Below are 22,057 nucleotides of genomic sequence, written 5' to 3'. Positions count from 1 at the left end.
CTGGTACTTCTCGAGCAGCGCCTCGGCGGACTTCCAGCCGAGCTGCCAGCTCGTCGCTGTTGGGATGGCGCGCGTGTCCACGGAGAAGAAGTTGCGTCCCGTGGGCAGTACGTCGGGCCGGCCACGCGAGGGGGCCCCGCTCGGTCCAGCGGGCACGAAGCACCCTTCGAGGCCGCGCACCAGCTGCGCCTGCTCCTGTCCGCCGCAGGCATCGAGGCGCGGGGCGAGGTCGGACCACAGGCGATCGAGCACGCGGGCGGTGGCTGACCAGCCACGGCCTTCGGCGTCGTTCGCCGTCACGCGTCCGTCGAGCAGTGACTGGGCGAGCAGTTCGAGGCGCTCGCGCGTGTCGCCGCAGTGGCGCCAGGGGTGCTCGGCATCGACGGCCTCGAGCGTCTCCGGCCGCACGCCCTCCCACGGCGCGCCCCAGTCGGCGTCCAAGGGATCGAACTCGGGTGCGGCGAGCAGGTCGTCAGCGAGCGCGCGGATTAGGCTCGCGTCGCGCCGCTCGCCAAAGCGTACGGGGTAGCGGGCGAGGGCGAGCAGCGTATCCCGCGCCTGCACGCCCTCGGGGGTCTGACCGAACACGTGCAGACCGTCGCGGATCTGGCTCTCCTTAAGCTCACACAAATAGGCATCGGTACTGTTGAGCAAGGCCTGCTCATCGGCTTCGCTCGCCGGCAAGGCCAAGCCGAGATCGCTGTGCAGGTTCTGCCCCACCACGTGCTCGAGAATTTGCCGCCGCAGCAGCGCCGAGCGCCGCGGATCCATGGTGAGCGCCTCGTAGTACTCGTCAAGCAGCCGTTCCAGGTCCTGCAGCGGCCCGTAGTTCTCGGCCCGGGTCAGCGGTGGCATCAGGTGATCGATGATCACCGCCTGGGCGCGGCGCTTGGACTGCGTCCCCTCCCCAGGGTCATTGACGATGAAGGGATACAGATGGGGCGTTGGACCGAAGGCGAGATCCGGCCAGCAGGTCTCGGCGAGGGCCACGCTCTTGCCCGGTAGCCATTCGAGATTGCCGTGCTTGCCCACGTGCACCATGGCATCGCAGGCGAACACTTCTCGTAGCCAACAGTAGAAGGCAAGGTAGGCGTGGGGTGGCACGAGGTCGGGGTCGTGGTAGCTGGCCATGGGGTCGAGGTGATAGCCGCGCGCCGGCTGAATGCCGACGAACACCTGCCCGCGGCGCAGGCCGGCAATCATGAAGCGTCCCGCACGCACCATCGGATCGTCTTCGGGCGGCCCCCAACGCTCGACGATGGCATCTCGGTTCACCTGCGGGAGAGCGTCGAAGAACGCCAGATACCTGTCCATCGCAAGGCTCTGGTGCGCGGGGCGCAGCGGCCAATTAGCGGGATCGTTGGTCACGCCGGTCTTAAGCTCACGCATGAGCGCATCACCATCGGCCGGGAGCGCCTCGACCGTGTAGCCCTCCTCAGCGAGACGGCGCAGGATCACGAGCACGGACGCTGGCGTGTCGAGACCGACGCCGTTGCCGAGGCGCCCTTCGCGCGTGGGGTAATTGGCAAGAATCAGGGCCAGCCGTTTCTCCTCATTGGCCTTGCGCCGCAGCGCGCACCAAGCCTCCGTCAGCCGAGCGACGAAAGCGACGCGCTCCTCGTGCGGCTGGTAGCGCACCACGTCGGTTTGGGTGAGTTCGCAGCGGTAGTCGAGGCCCTTGAAGCTCACGGACCGCGTGATGATGCGCCCGTCCACCTCGGGCATCGCTACGTGCATGGCGATGTCGCGCGGGCGCAGGCCCTGGGCATCGCCAGCCCAGTTCTCCTGGTTGTCCCCGCTCATGATGAGCTGGAACACCGGCACGTCCCCGGCGAGCGGCTCGCCCTCCTCGTCATCCAGCGCGCTGATGGCGAAGGCCGTGGTATTGAGCACGAGTTCGGCCTCGGCCTCCCGGCACAAAGACTGCAGAGTCTCCAAGCACAGCGGGTCCTTGAGCGACGTCAGCGCCACCGGCAGCGGATTGAGACCGCGCGCCCGCAGCGCCTCGCACAGCGCATCGAACACACGCGTGTTACCCGACTGCAGGTGGGCGCGATAGAAGGCGATCGGGACGACCGGTGCATCGGCTTGCCATTGCGTCTGCCAGTCCGCGAGGGAAGCGAGCTCGTGATGCGGGTGGTACACGGTGATGGCGGGCAGCGGCTTCGGCGGTTGCACCGGCCACTCGATGGCGAAGAACGTGCTGGCAATGTAGGCGTAGAACTGCCGCGCGTTGGCGGCGCCCCCCTCCCGTAGGTAGCGCCACAGCGCGCGGCAGACGTCCGCATCAACAGTACTCTTCGCCAGCAGGTTGAAATCTTCGGTATTGTCGCCCGAAAACATCACGAGCGGGATGCGGCGCTCGCGGCACAGCGAGACGATACGTTCGGTGCCATAGGGCCAGTAGCCCTCGCCGCCCAGGTGATCGACGATGATCACTTTCGCGTGCTGCAGCACCTCCTCCACGTACAGGTCGATGGAAGCGTGCTGGCGCAAGTGGAGCTGGTTGGCCAGTCTGACGGTAGGGAACGCGGCGCCCGCTAACGATTCCTCCCAGCGAGCCGGATGGGCCTCGGCCAGCAAGGCGAGTGTCGTGTCGGCAGCACTGAGGATCACCACATCGGCGGGCGTCTGCTCCAGGCGCGTAATGATCGAGTCGTCGTCGACGAACCCGCCCGGCTGCGCCGCCAGCATGTGCATGGGTCAGACGCCCGCCTGCTGCTGCCGCTGCCGAGCACCCGCATCGCCCTGCGGCGCCGCGGTCGCCACGGTATCGCCGCGCTCGGCATCTCCCACCACAGCATCCCGTAGCGCAGCCTCGAGCGTCGCCTGGTCCAGCGCCCGGCCGATGAACACCAGGTGGGTGAACGGTGTTTCCTCAGGCTTCCAGCGCCGATCGAAGTAGTGGTCGAAGCGCCGCCCGACGCCATGGACTACAAGGCGCATGGGCTTTCCGGCGAGCGCGACGAAGCCCTTCACGCGAAAGATGGTGTGCTGCTCGACCAGTGCCTGCAGAACGCCTAGCAGCCGGTCACGGTTCACCACCGGCAGCTGGATCACCAGCGAATCGAAATGGTCGTGATCGTGATCGGCCTCGCCATCGCCATGGTGGTGGTCGTGGTGACTGTGACGCAGGTGGATGTGCTCCTCCGCCGCACTGGCGAGCCCCAGCAGTTGGCTGAGATCGACGCCGTCTGCGTCGCTGCGCACGATCTTCACCGGCGCCGGGATCTCCTCGCGCACCACGGCTTCAACACGCACACAGGTCTGCGCATCCGTGAGGTCAGTCTTACTCAGAATGACCAGGTCCGCAGACCCGAGCTGATCCTCGAACAGCTCATGCAGCGTCGGGTCGTGATCGAGGTTTGGGTCGGCCTCCCGCTGCGCCTGTACCGCCTCAGGGTCGGCGGCAAAGCGCCCGTCTGCGACGGCGGGCGTGTCGACCACCGTGATCACCGCGTCCACCGTGCAGGCGTTGCGAATCTCTGGCCAGTTGAAGGCTTGTACAAGAGGCTTCGGCAGTGCGAGACCGGAAGTTTCGATGAGGATGTGATCGATCTCCTCGCGCCGCTCGACCAGCTCACGCATCACGGGGAAGAACTCTTCTTGCACGGTGCAGCACAGGCATCCGTTGGCGAGCTCGTATAGCGTGCCACGTTGCTCGCCGCTGGTCCCAGCGCTGGAGCCGCTGGAGGCGCCGGCTTCGTCTTCGTCGCAACCGAGACCGCAGCCGCGCAGAATCTCCCCATCGATGCCGAGCTCGCCAAACTCGTTGACGATGACGGCGACCCGCAGCCCATCGGCGTTGTTCAGCATATTCTTGAGCAGGGTGGTCTTGCCGCTGCCCAGAAAGCCGGTGACGATCGTGGCAGGGATGCGGCCTGTCGTTGCCGCCTTCGCAGGTGTGCTCATCGCTTAGGATCCTATTCGTCGATGTCGGGGAACGGCAGTACGGGGAAGCGGGCCACAAATCGGCCACGGATCCCAGATGGCCACTGTTTGAAGGGCACTTCCCCGGTGGGCGAGGCCTGGTAGCGAAACCCATAGGCGAGTAGCGTCTCGACGCTCGCCTGGTCCGGCTGCATATCACCCACGGTGTAGCCGATCTTGCCCGCTCCACGGAACTGCGCAGTGCAACTGCGCTTGCAGGCCATAAGACAGCGGAAGGCGCGTACCTCTAGGCTTGCCAAGGCGACTGCCGCCTCAGTATCGCCCGCCTGCTCCGCAGCCTGGCGGCGCGCCTCCAGCGCCTCGGCGAGAGCGTCGCCCAAGCGCTTTCCGGGCCGGACCTCGTCGGGTTGCTCGGCGTTGTAGCCGCAGGTCTCGCAGACGATGATGGTGGTGGTGGCGCGCACGCCGCGCGAACCGTCCTGGGGGGTTGCTTCGGAACTGCTCAACTCAGGTCTCCTGCCAACGTAGGGGGGATGGGCCAGAAGGTCCGGGCGTTCGCGTGGGTTGGTCCGCAGTGTTGCCGCGCTCGGCAGCGCCGCCGCCCGACGCGCCGTCAGCGAGGCTGCCCGTGGCCGGCCCGCGTTGCTCGCACGCCCACGGTACGACGAATGGTTGTTGACGGTACTCGCCGACCACCGCCTCCACTTGGTAGACGCGCTGCAGGTACCCTGGCGTCAGCACCCGACGCGGGACATCGCAGGCGACCGCCTCGCCTCGGTCGAGCAGCAGCAGCCGGTCGCAGAAGCGGCTCGCGAGCGTGAGGTCGTGCAGCACCACGATCGCGGTGCGCCCGTGCTCACACTGGGATTTCAGCAGTTCCATGAGCTTCAGCTGGTGATAGGGATCGAGGGCGGCCACCGGCTCGTCGGCTAGCAACAGGGGCGCCTCCACGGCGAGCGCCCGCGCTAGGCGAGCGCGGGCGAACTCGCCGCCGGAAAGCGTGCCTACCGGCCGCTCGGCCATCGCCTCCAGGCCGGTGCGGGCGATCGCCCGGGCGACCGCTTGCCCATCCGCGTCCGCGTCCGCGTTGGTGAAGCCGCCGATAGGCGCGGACGAATCATCGATCGCGTCCGCAGGCGCTTCCATCTTCGTCACGCGACTCGCAAGCCACGCCTGCCAAGGCCAAGCGCTACGCTGCCGGTGGGGCACCCGCCCGAGGGCGACGAAGTCGCGCACGCTGAGCGGCCACGCGCTCTGCCCACCCTGGCCGAGGAAGGCGAGCTGGCGCGCTCGCTCTTGCAAACTCATCGCGGCTAAGTCACAGGCGCCGAAGCTCACCTCGCCGCGGTAGTCGATGAGCTGGGCAATGGCTTTGAGCAACGTGCTCTTGCCAGCACCGTTCGGGCCCACGAGACCAACGCACTCGCCCCGCGACACGGACAGCGACACTCTAGACAAGCGTAGACGGGGCGTGGCAGGCACGGTGACCTCCCGTACGTCCAGCGCGGCCGCCGCCTCATCTGGCGGCAACTTCTCAATCACGACGCCACCCCTTCTTGCTGTCGCTGCTGCCGGCTGAGCACCAGCGCGAAGAAAAACGGCGCGCCGATGAGCGCCGTGACGACGCCCAGCATGATCTCCTGCGGGCCGCTGATCGCGCGCAGCACCAGATCCGCGGCGAGGAGCAGCACCGCGCCCCCGAGCGCACTGCTCGTCAGCAGCATGGACGGTCGATAAGCGACAAATGGTCGCAACAGATGCGGCACCACCAGGCCAACGAACCCGATAGCTCCCGTGATCGCCACACACGCGCCCACACACAGGGCCGTGCCGACAATCACCTGCTGGCGCAAGCGGGCGACGTGAACGCCCAGGGTGCGCGCCTCCGCCTCCCCCAGCGACAACGCGTCCAACGCCGGCCCGCAGGCGAGCAGCAGCGCCGCACCGACCACGACGAAGGGCAAGCAGAGCTGCACGTCCGAGAAGCTGCGCTGGCTGAGTGAGCCGAGCAGCCACAGCACGATGTCCTGCACGTCAGCGGGATTCGGGGCAAGATTGAGGGCGAGGGACGTGAGCGCACTGGCGAGGGACGAGAGTGCGATGCCGGCGAGGATCAAGGTGACAGCGGCGCTACGGCGGGCGATGACGTAAAGCACCGCCGTCGCCAGACCGGCGAAGCTCATCGCGGCCACCGGCAGCAACCACGGACTCAGCGCTGCGACGCCAAAATAAAGGCAGAGCACCGCCCCGAGGCTGGCGCTCGAACTCACCCCAAGCAGACCAGGCTCAGCGAGGGGATTTCTGAGCAGACCCTGCAGCGCCGCCCCCGCGAGTCCAAGCGAGCCCCCGGTAAGGATCGCAAGGACGGCGCGCGGCAAGCGCACGTCGCGCACGATGATCTGCTCGCGTAGCGCCTCCTCTGTCGTGCCGGTACCGAACAGTGCAGCAAGCACCTCGCCGATGTGAAGATCGACTGGGCCGATCGTGAGTGAGAGCAGCGTAAGTCCGAGCAACACCGCGGCCAACACGGCGTTCAGCTGCGCCGGTGTGAGCACGATCGCCGGCGCCAGGCGCATGACCTGCGCGCTCATCGTCCGGCTCCCGAACGCTCACCGATGGCAGCTCCATCCTTGGCGGCGCCAGTCGTGAGGAGTTGCCGCGCGAGGTACTCGGCCGTCTCGATCAGGTGCCACGTGGAGCAGCTGCCCTGATTGGTTGGCAGCCTCAGCACCCTTCTACCCGTAAACAGGGAACGCATCGCCGGGTGGCGCAGCAGCTGACTCTCCGCGTAGCCGCGGTCGCGAGTGTAGGCGCTCAGCAGGAACAGGTCCGGTGGCGACACCAGGAGCGTCTCGAGGTCGACGCGTCCCCAGCCTTCGAGGCCAAGCGTGGTGGCGTGGTTAGTGAGCCCGGCCCCGCGCAGGAGCGTGTCGATGAACGACCCGGCCCCGGCACTACCGCCGCTCGGGCGCAGATACAGGACGCTGCGCGGGCGGCCGTCGGCGGCGGGGACGGCGAGCCGAGCAAGGCGCCGTTCGGTCTGCGCGACCACCTCGCGGCCTCGAGCGGAGCGATCGATCTGATCGGCTACCCACTGCGTGACCTCCAGGATCTCGGGCCAGGTCTTCGCGAGCGGGACAACGACCACGCGGATGCCGAGCGCCTCGAAGCGCGCCGCCGGGGGATGGCGGCGCCAGGCACGCGAGGCGAGCACGATGTCCGGGTGCAGGTGAATGATCTCCTCGGCGCTGGCACGGTTGGCCGCGTAGGCACGCGCCTGCTCGGCACGGGGCGAACGCGCCGGATCCTGGCTCTTCCAGGACACGGACAGGAGCTGCGCCGGAGCCGCTAAGCTGAGCGCGAACAGATCGGCGCAAAGGTTGGTGGAGACTACCGATGGGAGGGTCGACGCCGACGCGGCATGTACATCGATCGCCGGGGTTGCCGCGGTGGCGAACACCGCCAGAAGGCTGAACGCCGCAAGCGCAGCCCCGCGCCGACGACCCACCCTCGCGCTTTCCACCTGAGCCATCGCTAGAAATCGATCCCGGCCTGGGCCTTCACGCCGGCCTTGTACGCGTGCTTGACGTCGGCGATCTCGCTCACCGTATCGGCGAGTTCCACCAGCGCCGGCTTGGCCCCCCGCCCGGTCAGGATCACGGTCTGCATCCTTGGCCGCTCGCGAATGCTCGCCACCACCTCATCCATGTCGAGGTAGCCGAACTTCAGCATGTAGGTGATCTCGTCGAGCAGCACGAGGTTTAGGTCCTCGTTGTGCAGCATGCGCTTGCCGGCGGACCAGGCCTCTTCGGCAGCGGCCTTGTCCGCATCCCAGTTCTGCGTGTCCCAGGTGAATCCAGTAGCCATCGCGAAGTAGTCGACCGCGGGTTGACACTGCTGCAGAAAGGTCACCTCACCGCTCGCCTGAGTGCCCTTGATGAACTGCACCACGCCCACGCGGTGGCCGTGCCCGAGGGCCCTGTACAGGGTGCCGAAGGCCGAAGTAGTCTTGCCCTTACCGTTGCCGGTGATGAAGATCACTAGACCACGCTCTTCCTGCGCCTTGGCGATCTGTTCGTCGATCACCGCCTTCTTGCGCTGCATGGTGCGGTTATGCCGCTCTTTTCTGTCTTCGTCCGTCTCGTTCACGTGTTGTTCCTTAGGAATCGTATGCTTGCGTCCAACCCCCCACGGCTCTCGACATCACGCCATCGAGGGGCGTGCGCTCGGCGCTGAAGTTGTTGGTGAAATAGTTACGGAAGTCGTTATCTAACTGTTCGCCGTTGTAGACCACGCTCGCCCCGACCGCCAGCCGCTCGCCGAGCACGCGTTGGTCGAACAGCAGACTCGCCACGTGCATCGGTCGGCGCACCTCTTCGCCAGCAGCTTCGTCAGCGTTGGTGTAGTCCTCCGTAGGCAAGCGAGAGCCGATGACGACGAGTTCTTCTGAGACGCTCTCCTCTGACGGCGCCCCACTGGCCTGAGCCGAGGCGACGACTGAAGACAGCCCGAGTGGGAGCGCGAGCGAGAGGGCTACGGCGAGCTTCGGTACGGACTCGGTGGAATGGGACAATGCACTTTCCTCGGCTGATTAGCGGGAAAGCTGCAGAAAGCACCGGGCAGACTGACGCGAACGCCTCCGCGACGCACCGGCCGGTGCAACGCTGAAGTGAGTTGGGAAAAGGAGTCGCGCATGCCCACAAGGCCTTCCATTGCAGCTCGTCAAAGCACGCCACTGCAACGGATACCGGCCGATGAAGACACCTCGCTTCTCGGCGCAGCAGCGATTGACGGCAGCAGGTCTCCTGGCTCGCGTCTCGTGCGCTGACTCCCGCCTTCCCGTGTTCCGCGCCGCCACGCGTATAGACGTGACGAGACCGACACAGTGGCCTGTTGGGAGCCTGCTCGACGCTTACAGTTGCGAGGACAGCCGCGGATTCTCACCGCGTTCCCTTATTTCACCCACGGACCCGTTGGGACCGGGGGCTTGCCGCTGGCGAGAACGGTAACCCAACTCGGTCCGCCTTTGGAAGCCCGGAGCGCGAATCGAAAGAGGTACTCCCCCGTACCTGCCGTCCGCCTATCGAACCCGACCTGCTGACACAGGGAAGGGAAAACCCTAGGTAGCTCAGTTGAACAGCCCGCGGAAAGGGCTGGATCTGTTGCGTGACACCAGCTCAGACCGAAACGCGGGTTCTTCGCCACCGAGCCCCGATCAATCCAGCGCTCCCCGGATTGGCCCGCCTCGCGACGCCCTCACTCGGCAGTGATTGAACCTGGTCCCTGCCTCGAGAAATCTGGTTGACGTCATACAAGTGCGCGCTACGCAGAACCATAGGTTCGACGCACCAGTGGAATGCAGGGCTCACGTAGTTCGGTGTTGCCTTCCGTTGCCCGGAGTGTTGGAGCGGCCAGGGTCGATCAGGGTTGCTTTCACGATACGCACAACCCAAGATCACCTCCGACGGTGCCCGCAAGGGCCTAACAGGGAATCCGGTGCCCGACCTCACGAAGGGCGAGGAATGCCGGAGCTGCCCCCGCAACTGTAAGCGGTGAAGCGCGTTGCCCCAGTCACTGATGCTTACCTGCGCATCGGGAAGACCAACGCCGCCATGCCCGCGAGCCAGGAGACCTGCCGTCCGTGTTGTTTACCGTTCTTGGCGGCCGGGGTGCGTCGCAGGAGTCGATTATCTTCGTTGTTTCTACAGCTGTGAACACGGCTTGGCGGCTAGGGTCGAAGGCACCTCCCGCGGAAGTCCTCGGCGGATTCGGTGGCGGCAAACCTGTGCGCCTTGGGCGCACTGGCATGCATCTGCGATGAACGCGAGCACGAGTGCACTCGAGAACATCATTCCGTTCCCGACCGAGCGCGTAGAAAGCAGGGTCGCGGTCCGCAGCAGAGAACTCGAAACGTTCTTCCTGGGCCAGCCGTGTCACAACAAGTCTGTAGAGGCCACCGTGAGAGCGTGGGCCACCTCGTTGCCGCCGACCCGGTGCCGTGGTCGAGCTGCATTGGCAATGCGGGTCAAGCTCGTGGAGAGCAGGTTGCAGGCAATGCAGCAGTCCGAGCAGGAGTTTGTTGAATCAACAGCGTCGACATCGGCGCTCGCGCTTAGACAGCGACACGTGCTTGCGCTGCTAGGGGCGATGTGCCGGCATTGCTGCCCTCGCGGCCAATGCCACACGGCGTCGGCAACTCGTGAACTCGGTACGGACTAAGCGGTGCGCTTGTTACAGCGACGAAGAGCGGCGGATAAGCGTAGTCTACAGCGTCAGCTAACGGCACCCGCTGGCAGTCACCGCCGCTGTCCCGTGAGCTTTCGAACCAATGCCCGCGGTATTGCACGCGCCAATCCTGGCAGAGCTTGTTGGTGTTTCGACGTGCAGGTCTCCTGGGAGTTGCCTCAACCAACTTCGAGAGCGAGGCCTGAACGAGCATTGCCTCTGCGCTGACTGCGACGCTGGCAAGGTTCCGTCACCTTGTATCGGCACCTGTCGCCTAGACGATGCGCTAGCTACCTCAGTCGGGTGCGGCCGGACCATGAACGAGATCAAAGGATGGCAGTCCCGCAGCCCGACGGAGCAGGCTGCGGTGCTGAACGACTACGAACCGGCCAGGGATCGCCTCGCCCTGGGGCGTCTGACTAAACGTGTAGATTGGAGCACATTGTGACGACACGACAACCTCTTGCCACTCGCTTGCGCGAGGCAATGGACAGCAAGACAAAGCCCGTCGGCGCCCTTGGTCGCCTGGAAAGCTTGGGCGTGCAGATCGGCCTGTTGCAACAAACCCTGACGCCGAACGCGGAGCGTTGCGAGTTGCTGTTGTTCGCCGCCGATCATGGCATCGCCGCCAGTGGCGTCTCGGCGTATCCGCCGGAAGTGACTCGGCAGATGGTGGCGAACTTCCTCGAAGGCGGAGCTGCAGCTAGCGTGATGTCGCAGGCGCTGGATGTGACGCTGAAGGTCATCGATGCCGGTGTCGCCGGAGACGCGAACGATCATCCCGCACTACTGAACCGTCGCGTAGCGGCGGGAACGGCCAACGCGCATTGCTCACCTGCGATGAACGGTGATCAGTATGAGACCGCATGGCGGCACGGAACGGAACTCGGCGAGATCGCCTGCAGCGACGTGATCTGCCTTGGCGAAATGGGTATCGGCAACACGTCGAGCGCCGCGCTCATCGGGCACAAGATCACCGGTATCCCGCTCGCCTCTCTGGTCGGGCCAGGGACCGGCCTCGATGCCGTGGGGGTAGACCGTAAACTTGAGGTGCTTTCGCAGGCTGCCGCCCGAACACCCACACCTCTCGCGCCGCGCGACGCGATGATCGAGTACGGGGGCTTCGAGATTGCAATGATGGCTGCAGCGATGACGGCAGCAGCGAGGCGCCATCGGTTGGTGCTCGTGGACGGTTTCATCGCCACGGCGGCCGCCTTGCACGCTACCGCTTTGGCTCCGGAGATCGCGGCGGCGCTCGTGTATGCCCACCGCTCCGCAGAACCAGGGCATGATCACCTGCTGGCACACCTCGAAGCGACCCCGCTGCTCGACCTGCGCATGCGGCTCGGTGAGGGCACCGGTGCTCTTCTCGCTTGGCCTATCGTGAAGAGCGCGGCCGCCGTGCTACGGGACATGGCGAGCTTTGCCGAAGCGGGCGTGTCGGGCCGCACTTGAGACGCAAGGGCCACACGCCTGTGAGGTGGCTCGGTGAACAGTACGCGCTCTTCCTTCTCGCTCTGCAGTTCTTGACCCGTTTCCCAGTTGATACAAATCAGGTCTATTCTCAGGCGCGCGCTTCCCGCGCAATCCGCTACTACCCAGCCGTCGGTGTCCTGGTTGGCGGTTTGGCTGCGGTCATCTACGTGGTGGTGATGATGGGCTTCGACCACCCTTCGCTTGCCGCGATCCTATCGACCGCAGCGACCGTCTTGGTAACCGGTGCTTTTCACGAGGACGGTTTGGCCGACACCTGCGATGGAATTGGCGGCGGACTGACACGCGAGCGCAGCCTCGAGATCATGCGCGACAGCCGCCTCGGCACCTACGGGACCATCGCACTGGTACTCATCCTCGCCGCCAAGGTGGCTGTGCTCGCGGCACTAACGCTCCATCAAGCGGTGGCGGCGCTGCTCGCTGGACACGCGGTGAGCCGCCTCTCGGCCGTCTTCACTGTCGCGAGCAGCTGCTACGCACGTGATCACGGCATAGCGAAGCCTGTCGCCGAGGGAATCGAACCGGGCGGTTTGCTCATCGCAGTCGCAACCACTGCTCTCGGGGTTGGATTCGCGCTGTTCGGGATAGGCCTAGACCTCGCAGCAACGGCACTGCTGATGGGGCTAGTAGGCGTGGCTATCGGCCATGGCGTCAGCCGTCTGGCCTTCGAGCGAAAGCTCCGCGGTTACACCGGCGACTGCCTCGGCGCCGTACAACAGTGCAGTGAACTCGGCTGGTATCTAGGGGTGCTCTTCGCATGGCGCTGACACTTGTGCGCCACACCACGCCGCAGGTCGCTCCGGGCACCTGCTACGGGCGCCTCGACCTAGCGACGGCGCCAAGCTTCCCGCAGGAATCGGCCGCAGTCCTGCGCGCATTGCCCCCCGCGCGACCGGCAACGCTGGCCGCAAGCCCCTTGCAGCGATGCCGTCGCCTGGCGGATGTGCTCGGTACCCACTATGGGCTGGCACCGGTCTACCTAGAGGGTCTCCTAGAGATGGACTTCGGTATCTGGGAAGGCGTCGCGTGGGACCTTGTGCCACGAGACGGACTCGATGCTTGGGCAGCGGATTTCCACCATGCAGCCCCACATGGGGGCGAAAGTGTAGCCGCGTTCACCGACCGTGTCGCCGCGACGCTTGCGCAGCTGCTTGAGGCGCCGGCGCCTGTACTTGTGGTAACCCATGCGGGAGTGATTCGGGCCGCACTAGCGCTGCAGGGATACAAAGACCCATGGCAATACCCGTTAGCCTTCGGCGAAATACTCACCCTGACGCCCTAGCACAAAGGACAAACGCAAAGAGGCGCTCGCCCAGCATGCCGGCTATTCCTGCGGCACCCAGGCGTCGATCGCCGCAGTGGCGTTCAGCCCTTGAGTAAAGACCGAGCTGCCGTCGTCTTCCCACGGGAGGGTTTGGCTCCAGACATAGCCCTGGCTCCAGGTGTAGCCCTGTGACCAGGTGTAGCTCTGGCTCCAGACATAGCCCTGGCTCCACGTGTAGCCCTGAGACCACGTGTAGCCCTGAGACCACGTGTAGCCTTGGCTCCAGGTGTAGCCCTGCGACCAGGTGTAACCCTGACTCCAGGTGTAGCCGTCGCCGTTCAGCGGTGCGAAGGGCACGCTACCTTCCATGTCCATGAGGTAGAAGTTGCCATCTTCGTCCTGGTTTACGGGGCCGCCGAAGTGGGCCTCGCCGCGCAGATCGCGATCGACGTCCAACCCCTGGTTGGCGCAGTTCGACGCCGAGCTGTTGACGGCGGCCAGTGCATCGACCATGCCGGCACCCTGCTGAAAGACGCTATACGCAAGCTCGCCCTGACCCTTTACCGCGGGGCGGGCAGTGGACAGGAGACGGCACTTTACATCGTCCGGTGTCAGACTCGGGTCGTCCTGGAGCATCAGCGCCACTACGCCACTCACGACGGCCGCCGCCTGAGAGGTACCAGACATGGCTAGGTGCTTACGGTTGGCGGCGCGTGCATTCGGGTGGCTCGTGCCCAGTAGCGAGTTCGGCGGCATCCAGCCAACCAGGTGGCCACCGGGCGCCACCAAGTCCGGCTTGACGAAGCCCTCGTAGGTGGGGCCGGCGGCGGAGAAGGACGCTAGGCGATCGTCGCTGGCGTCGAAGGGCGTGAAGCTGTCGGTCATGGCGCCGACGGTGATGATGTAGGGGTTGTTGCCAGGCACGCCGACGGTCATGGCATCAGGGCCCGTATTGCCGGCCGATGCGACGACGACGATGCCCGCCTGCCAGGCTGCCATGACGGCTTGGTTGAGGGGATCCTCCCAGTAGGGCGAGCGGACCGGCGCGCTGAAGGAGAGGTTCAGCACGCGGATGTCGTAGCGGTCGCGGTACGCGATGATCTGATCGATCGCCGAGATGACGTCCAGGTAGCTGCCGGCACCGTTCTCGTCGAAGGCCTTGGCGACCATCACGCTAGCGTAGGGCGCAACGCCCTCGAACTTACCCGATTGACCGCGCCAGCCGCTGGCGATGATCGAAGTGATGTGGGTGCCATGACCGTTATCGTCACCCACCCCGCGACCCCAGTCATAGGCGCGCTTGAGGTAGTCTTCATCGCCCGTCACGTCGAGTTGGGCGTGCAGCTGGTAGTAGAGGTCGTACTCGCGGTCTTCCCACAGCCCGGTATCCACGATCGCTACGGTCACGCCATCGCCTCGCAGCTTATCGGCGTGCAGGTCCGAAGCGCCGATCAGGGTGGGGAAACCGGTGTCGATGATCTCGTCCCCATCGACCACCCCGCGAATGTACTCGGCGAAGAGATCTTCGTTCTCCTGACGGCGTGCCTGCTCTGGGCTTGCTTTGTCGCTAGGTGCGTCGGCGCCGTATTCGGCAGCGCCGTGAGCTTGGCTCGCCGTCTCGTCAGGCGTTGGATCCGCGGCTGCAAGTTCGTTGGCGCTGGGCTCCTGCGGGTCGTTCTTCCACGAAGAACTCCACCAGCCGCCTCCACTGTTGCTCCCGCGGCTACGCTCACGGTTTCCCCAACCGCTGCCCCAACCGTTGGTCTCGACGACAACGTCAGCGACCAGGCGTGCGCGGCCCGAGCGCTCGATCTCCGCTTGCTGCGCTGGCGTGAGTTGCGCGCCGACGGCACGCACGCTAAGCAGATAGTGCGTCACTTCGCCGCCCACGCCAAGGGTCAGCTCGCGTGCGGCCTCGGCACTGGCAGCCTGCACCAGGAACCCTGCGGTCTTCTCCTGCGGCGTATTGACCTGCGCCGAGTGCCCTTGGCCCACATACGCCGCTGATGAGGCTGCGCTTAGCGGTGCCGCGATAGAGAGTGCGGTGACGATGGCCAGCGAGAGTGAGCGTTGTACGTTCATAGATCGGCTCCAACCCGGACGGTAATCCACCGGCGGTTTGTGTGTTTCTTCGATGGAGGACATTCCAACAGAGGAGCACGTGTCAGCAGACCCGCATCCAGCGCCTTGCGATCGCCCACGGTGTGATCAGGGCCCCATAACAGACTGTCAAATCAGCTCTGCAGTTCGCTTGGTCGCGCTTCGGGGTCAAGAGGTCGACCGAAGCGGCGTCGATCAACGAGTAAAGCCCATGGCGAGATCAAGTCCATCGAGACGTCGAAGCTCGCTACAATCACTTAGGGTCAGCTCCGCGACTTACAGGTTTGCTCGCCCCTGCTCAATCATCGTGATTAGAGGTAGCGCTTCGTGTCCGTAGACAAGGGAATCTCGAGTGCTATGCCCACGAAGGGGCCGCGGCGAGGTTCGATCCTTCCAAGATCGCTGCGCTTCGCGTTAAGCCGGACAGGGGTGATTGGCACACGGTCGCATTAATCCGATCTCAAGGGTAAGCGAGGGGGGCATCTAGGCATGCACTCCGCTCATTCATACCGCGCGCGTCACCAACCCTATTGGTCGCGTGAGAGTCACCGGACGCGCACTCTCGGTTGCAGGGTCGTGATTGAACGTGCCAGCGAACCCCCGGGAATGGTCTACGCCCGTGCCACCGCACTGCACCCACCCCGGAAGCGCTTCGCTCGGCTACCGAGCTCAAGCTGTATAAGTCTCTGACTACACTAGCGAACAACCCGCTCGGCGTTATACGTCTCTTTCCGGGAGCACTGGATTTCCGAGTTTGGTGTTCTGAAATCCCTCGCCCAATCAAAGTAGTTACGAACTTAAGGCACTTAACACAGATCCGGCAGAGCAAAAATCAACAGCTTGCGTACTCGAGGCGCCTAAACCCGCACACACGCTGCTACCAGCAATCAATCACTTGCGTACTTAAGGTCACTAACTACTCCGAGAGCACCCCAGCTGCGGAGTGAAAATCAGTCGGTTACAGACTTAAGGTCACTAAGTATTGCGCCCATAGATCCATAGACACGCGCATACGGAAATCACTGACCGATCGTATCCGTAAGCTACTAAACTCTTGAGGATCTATTGACCAGTGTTGGAAAACGTCTCTTTTCGCTCGAAACGCGCATCTGTTGCCTCCGATCGCGATATCTGATTAGCTGAGAGCGTGTTTCCTGGGGGAGTCGCCACCCCCAAATTGGATGGCGACCTGGCGCAAGATGCGCTTTCAGCTCGAACAGCCGAGCACCCGGTGAACAGGTTGTATGAGAGGTTTGGAGCGGACATCAATTCGGTGCCCGCTCCTAGATAGCCCTCACGGCTCTGCACCGCATCTGATGAGTGGCGTACATCGCGACGTGGGATTTACCCGGTCCTTGCTTGCCACTCGGTCGACTCGCTAGCTCGTCGACCCACTCTCGAACCGCGCTCCAGGCGCTTCCGCCCACCGGGCGAGCGCCTGGACTCAGCGGCCCTCGAGACATCCCGGCCTAACCGGCCTTCCTTCTTGCCACGGCACATCGTCGCGAGCCCGGCGCTGAGGCCGCGGACCCTCTAGTTTGGAGCTCCGCGATGTCTCCGCCTCGATCGCCCGATCGCTGCCGTCCCGAAGGACACTTCTACGGCGCGCATTGGTTTCCACCGGTTGCTGACGCCTCCCCCGACTTCGTAGCGGCAAATCGCGAGCCCCCAGGTGCCCACGCGAACGCGTCCAGACCTGGCTTGCTACGGACCATCGGCCAACTCGCTCTTTCGGCGTCTCCTGCGCGGTCGGCGCGAATCCGACTTCAACACTAATCGAGCAACGGGCAGAGGAGATGCACCACCTAACACACGAGGATCAGACCATGAACAAACCAGGCGGAAGCAAAAACTACGGCTACGGCCGGAAGCTTGAATACGCAGTGCACAACGCGCTGCTCGACAAATTCGGTGACGGTCGCTTTTCGACCCGTCACACCTATGAGAGTCGCATCCAGCAGTTCTTGAACTTCATGCGGCGGGAGACGGTCAGGGACTTGCGGCGGGTCACCCGCGATGTCATCACCGGCTACACGGAGAACCTGCAAGCCGAGATCGGCGCAGAGTCCCTCACGGCAACCACCGCGGTACATCGTTTGAGTGCCGTCAACGTGCTCATGAGTCACGTGCGCCAGGACAACGCGCTGCTGGTGAGCCCGTCCAAGACCATCGCCCGACGCCGTCACGTGCGGGAGTCAGCCCCCATCGGATTGTGCGTCACGGACTTTAACGACCTGTTCGTCGATCTCAACCGTCCCTACGAGCGAGAGATGACTATTACGCTCGCTCTATGCCGATTCGCTGGGATGCGCTTTCGCGAAGCGTCGCTGACGCCGCTTGCGGATACCCTTTCCGAGCTTCTGGAGAACGCTGCATGCAACGTGGTCCACGGGACCAAAGGCGGTAGACGCGTCCATCGTCCGGTGCCTGCGTCCCCCGCTCTGCTTCACACTCTCGAGTACGCCGTCGCGACGATCGACCGCACCAACATCATCCCGCCCGCGTTCAACTACGCACGCTGGCAGAGCTTCGCGTACCGCAACATGCCTGCGTACGCCGGCGCACTGAACATCTCGCAGGGGTTCCACGACCTCAGAGCCGCATACGCGTGTGAGCGCTACCTGGCGCTCACAGGACACGATGCTCCCGTGGTGGCGGGCGAACGGCTAGCGCCAAAGGCCGCTGATCGGGAGGCGCGCGACATGCTGTCTGTTGAGCTCGGGCATAGTCGCCGGCAGATCGCCTCGAGCTACGTGGGGACCTCGAGGTGAAGCCCGCGAATCATCGTCAGGCAGTAGCAGCCGCAGTGATGCTGATGCGGGAGCACGTTCGCAGCCTGGCGCCGCCGACGCGAAGACGAGAGCTCGGGAGGGTCAAGCAGTTCGCCTTGGCCATCTGGATGCGTTGGAAAGTGGGCGTACGGGGGATCCGGTGCAAGCACGTGCGTTGGTACCTGGAGGTCTCCCTTTCAAGGGAGCAGCCGCCAACCCGGTACGCTCACTGGATAGCCGTCCGACGTGTCGTTCGCACCCTGGGCCATACCGACTGGGAACCTCGCTTGCGAGGCACATGGCGCTCTCGGCATGAGTCGTCTTCGGAGTCGAACCGTTGGTAGAGTTCGCCAATCACGTTCACGTACCAATACACTCTCAGACGTAAGGCCAATTGGCTAGATAGGCCTCCGATGATGGGGCAATCGCGGATCCGATACAGTGAAGACCCGGTAGAGAGCCTACGCGTCCACCGGCCGCCTTGCTAAATTGACACTGGGTACGTGGACGCTAGAAGCACTGCCCCCAACCGATACCACACACCTGTTGCAAGACCCTCGGGGAGAGCGCGTACATGGAATTCTTGAAGTTGCTGTTGGATTGGACGGCGGATGTATCATGGCCGCTCGTAGTGCTTGCTGTAGCGCTCACTTACCGCCCATCTCTGGAGGCATTGTTCGACCGGCTTGGAGCGGTCGTGGAGCGCGCCGGGAAAGAACCATTCGACCTGCAGCTTGGCGAGGCGCTCAAGATCTCCTTTAAGGACGCAATAGCGCAGGCCCAACCGCAGACAGTCGAAGAGGCAGTTGAGGTGGCCGAGCGAGAAGCTGGTATCGCACTATCGGTATTCGATACCCTAGCTCGAGTACCACTTAAACAACACCATCGAGACCTTCTCCTCAAGATCGCGCGCGGTGGAGACGAAGGAGTTGTCTGGCACTACAAGGGGAAGCAGCGCCCGCCTCCCGGCAATACCATGGGCTACTTGCTCAATAGTGGACTCGTCCACCGTGACGGTGACCGGTACTTTGCTCACTCGGTCGTTCGGGATTTCATACTCGAGACTCATGAGCGCGGCTAGTACAGCTAGCCTCATCACATACGGATCATCAGTTGTTCGTCCTGCTCGGCGCGGCGAATATCCCCGATCAGATCTTCTAGTCTACGAAAGTCAACGACCCAGCAACTCCCGACACCGGAGCTATACTCCTTCACGAAACCAGCGGCGATCGGATACTCAATATGGATATCACGATGCACTGCCCGCACGAGCGCACAAGCAACAGTTTGCATCTTGCTGCCAGTCGGTGAGAGGACAATCCTGTGCTCCGCAGATAAGGCCCAATACAAGTCAAGCAACATCCTGACAGAAGCCTGGTAATCACGGGTGCATGCAACGCGTTCTGGCAGCCCACCAACGAGTCGATTCGTCTCTGGCCACTCCCCAATGACATGTTCGTGCAACCAGGCGGTCGCGCGCTCTCGCCAACGCAGCTCTGGCGGGCGTCCGTTGATGAGAAATACCTTTCCGGGATTCACGCGATTAATCACGGCTTGAGTGAATACCTCGTTGAAGGACAAAAACGAGATCAGTGCCGTTGGTTCTCCCTGCATGGACACGCTTGAAAGCTCTGACACTCGAATGACGTCCTGTAGGGCAGTGAACATTAGGTTGCTCGGTCGGTGTATGTCCTCTTCGTACTTCTCGTACTCTCCCATGGAAGGGCCGTACTCCGCAGCCTCAGCGTAGAATATACGAACCGTTAGCTGAAGACTCCGGCAGCTCTCGATCACCAACATAATCAATAGGCGCGACATGGCTGAAATATCGATCAAAACTCGGGGCGCTTTGAGGGCGCTGAGCTGAGCCTTGAGTCGATCAGAGAAGTCATCCGGCCTAAACCGATGATAGTCCAACACATCCGCGTCATCGGTACGGCCGCCAAGATCTGTCCACGCGCGACGCAGATGACTCAGGCGATTTTCTCTGTTAGCGGGAAGGTACCTAAGTATCACCACCGGAGCCTGCGGATGAAGAACAGCACACTTACTGAGCGCCGTCGCCCGATCCTCAAAGCCAGCCGCGCATATCACTACCTCTTCTGGCCCAACTACCACCTTGTCTACCGGAGCGAGATCTGGAAGTGGGATTGCCATCATGACTATCGTTCATCCCCTTGATCCAAATCAGTCGAATCCAGGTCATCATAGCTTGGGTCTATTATGTGATCTCCGAACAGACTGTCTTGTTTCGGGTCACTATCTCGTAGCTTCCGTGCAAGATTCGCCTGGAACTCGTCTGGGCACAGCAGTAGGCGCCGGAACTCTCGGCATGATAGCTGAACCGAATCTCTGCTTGATAGCGGCATTGTGCAACGGGGCAGTAACAATCGTCGAAGAAAGAGCCTAGGAACTAGTGTTCCTCGGATGCTCTTTCCGCGAGAGTCACGAAGGAACACGCCGTAACGCACAAGATCGTCCAAGATGACACTTGCCAGCCCATCAACTCGAAACGAGTCAACAATCTCGATACGGTACGCCATCCTGGGTACTAGTCTGCTCTTGCTCGCCGGATCCCGATACATCGGCCCCCTTAACAAGCTCAAGCTAGCCTCCTTGAAGGCTTCAACAATTGCCCGCAAGTGGTGCCCGTACGAGTCATTCACCAGCCCTTTGAAGGAAATTCCCTCCTTCCGCAGCTCTACTGTCTCCTGTAGCAAACTGGATTCAGTACACGCCCGCGAGTCGGACGGCTCATGACGAGTTATCGCATCAAGCAGTTGGCTCCCCTTCGCCTTGAACGTAGCATCCTGCAGCTCCGTATCGACCGGAAAAGGGCTGCCAGACCGAGTCTTCTCGATCGCTGCGTCGACGATACTGTGCATGACTTGGATCATCGATCTGGTGTCGCCAGACCAGAGGTCGCAAAACGTGGCTTTACCGCAGTAGTACACTGCCGACTGCGCGTTGCCGCGAGCGTACTTGGTCTCTCCGCTTCTACTTGAATCCGCCCCAATGTCTACCTTCCCCGCCCGCAGTCGGCGAGCGTGCTCTACTTTTCCATGAGGTGTCTCTCCAAGAAGCTCGCTCAACCCCGAGAACTTGTTCGGTACACGTTTGTCGTGTCGAAGCCGAGACGCGAACAACTGACTCAGGAACCCAACCCTTTGCTCCTTAGTCATCAAAAATGACTCGGCTGACATATCGAGTATGTAGTAGTCGTTGTTATCTTCAAGAGTCTTACGAGTGGTGTCGGTGTACACTATCGTAGTTGTCGCTTCCGTAGCGATCTTTGACACGTAGGCAGACGAACGACGGAAAACAACTCGGTTCAGCACCAGCTGAGCTTCCTTACAGACGCGGGGGAGCGTGTAATCATCAACAAAGAGCAAAACACTCCGGGCTGACATCCAACCCAAGTTCGGCTGCATCACCCCTTCAATAAAGCGCTCAAACCAAACATGGCTCGAAAGATGAGCATATCCTGGAAATCGTGTATCCGCTTCTCGAGCCAGGAACATCCACTTCAATTCCTCTATCCGTGAGCGAAAGTAGTTTACGGTTGATTCTCCTGCCAAGAGGGGTCGGCTAGGTGAACCGAGCAGACTCTCGAGCTCGTCAACAAATGGCTCTGGCGCCTTGGTGCCGTGCGCAAGATGTACTGTTAGGACTTCCGACAATAGAGATAAGTTGAAGAAACAAGTGACTGCTGCCCGTTCGGCTGGATCAGCTTCATTGACGTTTGGGAACGCGTCTGCAATGTCGTTGGCGTTCACATAGAACCCGACGATGTCCTCTGTACCTCGAATATCCGCGGCTCCGCACTTCACCCGCGCACGCTCACTGAGCCTACGGAAGACCATTGTCTTTCCGCAGCCACGGGCGCCAGTCACGACCGTAGGCAGGTCCGCTGCCAGAAGGCGGGACGCCCCTGGGAGAGTCGGAACAAACAGCTGCTTCCAACGCTCCCAGTTCTCCCCCAGCATCTCGCTGGCACTCCAGTGACCTACTGTAAAGCCAGTCCAGTCAGCACTAGCCTTGGGATCTAATTGGCTACGGCCATCCCTTGACCCTCCTCCATCGATTTCCTCAAACGTGCTTTGACGGGAACTATCAGCGTGTAGTCGACTAACGTGCTCCCAAATCTCAACCGGAGTCGCGCGTTGTTCGGCAGTAAGCGATCGAGCATCGACGTGGTTCCCATCTCAGCAGATCGCTGAACGGCTTATCAGGGGCTAGCGGGGCTGGGCCGGGAGTAGCGCCTCGATCTGCTCCACGGTGGTCGCCGCCGGCAGCTCGGTAAGGATGCGCT

The 22,057-nt window shown here is 63.0% G+C and carries 17 protein-coding genes and 2 riboswitches; of the genes, 6 read left to right on the top strand and 11 right to left on the bottom strand.

Translation table 11 applies throughout. The annotated features are described in order from the left end of the window. From cobN to AAGA68_25630, 8 genes are all read right to left on the bottom strand, one after another. Nucleotides 1-2,700: cobaltochelatase subunit CobN (gene cobN, locus AAGA68_25665; protein MEM9388458.1), on the bottom strand; the 2,700-nt coding region annotated here is incomplete at its 3' end. 3 nt (nucleotides 2,701-2,703) lie between these two features. After that, entirely contained in the window at nucleotides 2,704-3,912 is a 1,209-nt protein-coding gene (cobW, locus tag AAGA68_25660; protein ID MEM9388457.1) for a cobalamin biosynthesis protein CobW, read from the bottom strand. Between the two features lie 11 nt (nucleotides 3,913-3,923). Further along, complete coding sequence (locus AAGA68_25655) at nucleotides 3,924-4,397, bottom strand: DUF1636 domain-containing protein (GenBank protein MEM9388456.1); 474 nt, start codon at nucleotides 4,395-4,397, stop codon at nucleotides 3,924-3,926. A 1-nt stretch (nucleotide 4,398) separates the two neighbouring features. Then, the gene (locus AAGA68_25650) at nucleotides 4,399-5,433 is read right to left on the bottom strand and encodes an ABC transporter ATP-binding protein (protein MEM9388455.1); all 1,035 of its coding nucleotides are present in this window, start codon (nucleotides 5,431-5,433) and stop codon (nucleotides 4,399-4,401) included. After that, on the bottom strand, nucleotides 5,430-6,482 hold the full coding sequence (locus AAGA68_25645) for an iron ABC transporter permease (GenBank protein MEM9388454.1): 1,053 nt from the start codon (nucleotides 6,480-6,482) through the stop codon (nucleotides 5,430-5,432). Before AAGA68_25645 ends, AAGA68_25650 begins: the two co-directional genes overlap by 4 nt. Continuing rightward, the gene (locus AAGA68_25640; protein MEM9388453.1) at nucleotides 6,479-7,423 is read right to left on the bottom strand and encodes an ABC transporter substrate-binding protein; all 945 of its coding nucleotides are present in this window, start codon (nucleotides 7,421-7,423) and stop codon (nucleotides 6,479-6,481) included. Before AAGA68_25640 ends, AAGA68_25645 begins: the two co-directional genes overlap by 4 nt. Nucleotides 7,424-7,425: 2 nt before the next feature. Continuing rightward, nucleotides 7,426-8,040: a cob(I)yrinic acid a,c-diamide adenosyltransferase gene (gene cobO / locus AAGA68_25635; protein ID MEM9388452.1), complete on the bottom strand. Its 615-nt coding sequence runs from the start codon at nucleotides 8,038-8,040 to the stop codon at nucleotides 7,426-7,428. Nucleotides 8,041-8,050: 10 nt separating this feature from the next. Next, entirely contained in the window at nucleotides 8,051-8,464 is a 414-nt protein-coding gene (locus AAGA68_25630) for a hypothetical protein (GenBank protein ID MEM9388451.1), read from the bottom strand. A gap of 204 nt (nucleotides 8,465-8,668) precedes the next feature. After that, nucleotides 8,669-8,890, bottom strand: a riboswitch (cobalamin riboswitch). Nucleotides 8,891-9,339: 449 nt separating this feature from the next. Beyond that, a riboswitch (cobalamin riboswitch) is annotated at nucleotides 9,340-9,546 on the top strand. 673 nt (nucleotides 9,547-10,219) lie between these two features. Here AAGA68_25630 and AAGA68_25625 point away from each other — a divergent pair. The 4 genes from AAGA68_25625 to cobC are packed head-to-tail and all read left to right on the top strand — an operon-like array spanning nucleotide 10,220 to nucleotide 12,892. Next, nucleotides 10,220-10,564 carry a DUF1289 domain-containing protein gene (locus AAGA68_25625; protein ID MEM9388450.1) on the top strand — a complete coding sequence of 115 codons (345 nt, stop codon included), beginning with the start codon at nucleotides 10,220-10,222 and terminating at the stop codon, nucleotides 10,562-10,564. Then, the gene (gene cobT / locus AAGA68_25620; GenBank protein ID MEM9388449.1) at nucleotides 10,561-11,571 is read left to right on the top strand and encodes a nicotinate-nucleotide--dimethylbenzimidazole phosphoribosyltransferase; all 1,011 of its coding nucleotides are present in this window, start codon (nucleotides 10,561-10,563) and stop codon (nucleotides 11,569-11,571) included. Before AAGA68_25625 ends, cobT begins: the two co-directional genes overlap by 4 nt. A gap of 20 nt (nucleotides 11,572-11,591) precedes the next feature. Continuing rightward, a complete protein-coding gene (cobS, locus tag AAGA68_25615) occupies nucleotides 11,592-12,377 on the top strand; it encodes an adenosylcobinamide-GDP ribazoletransferase (protein ID MEM9388448.1) in 786 nt (261 codons plus the stop codon). Further along, entirely contained in the window at nucleotides 12,368-12,892 is a 525-nt protein-coding gene (cobC, locus tag AAGA68_25610; GenBank protein MEM9388447.1) for an alpha-ribazole phosphatase family protein, read from the top strand. The genes cobS and cobC overlap by 10 nt, the downstream gene beginning before the upstream one ends. A 42-nt stretch (nucleotides 12,893-12,934) precedes the next feature. Here the strand turns inward: cobC and AAGA68_25605 are convergent, their stop codons facing one another. Then, nucleotides 12,935-14,956, bottom strand: coding sequence for a S8 family serine peptidase (locus AAGA68_25605; protein ID MEM9388446.1), 2,022 nt, complete (start codon nucleotides 14,954-14,956; stop codon nucleotides 12,935-12,937). A 1,844-nt stretch (nucleotides 14,957-16,800) separates the two neighbouring features. Here AAGA68_25605 and AAGA68_25600 point away from each other — a divergent pair. Both AAGA68_25600 and AAGA68_25595 read left to right on the top strand, forming a co-directional pair. Beyond that, nucleotides 16,801-17,745 (top strand): integrase domain-containing protein, encoded by a 945-nt coding sequence (locus tag AAGA68_25600; protein MEM9388445.1) that lies wholly within the window; start codon nucleotides 16,801-16,803, stop codon nucleotides 17,743-17,745. Between the two features lie 574 nt (nucleotides 17,746-18,319). Then, nucleotides 18,320-18,826 (top strand): hypothetical protein, encoded by a 507-nt coding sequence (locus AAGA68_25595; protein ID MEM9388444.1) that lies wholly within the window; start codon nucleotides 18,320-18,322, stop codon nucleotides 18,824-18,826. A gap of 14 nt (nucleotides 18,827-18,840) precedes the next feature. Here the strand turns inward: AAGA68_25595 and AAGA68_25590 are convergent, their stop codons facing one another. After that, entirely contained in the window at nucleotides 18,841-19,905 is a 1,065-nt protein-coding gene (locus AAGA68_25590; protein MEM9388443.1) for a hypothetical protein, read from the bottom strand. 2 nt (nucleotides 19,906-19,907) lie between these two features. Continuing rightward, on the bottom strand, nucleotides 19,908-21,731 hold the full coding sequence (locus AAGA68_25585; protein ID MEM9388442.1) for a hypothetical protein: 1,824 nt from the start codon (nucleotides 21,729-21,731) through the stop codon (nucleotides 19,908-19,910). Nucleotides 21,732-22,057: the final 326 nt, after the last annotated feature.

The organism is Pseudomonadota bacterium (genome assembly GCA_039193195.1).
GTDB lineage: Bacteria > Pseudomonadota > Gammaproteobacteria > Steroidobacterales > JBCBZW01 > JBCBZW01.
This window is presented reverse-complemented; position numbering and strand designations above follow the sequence as displayed.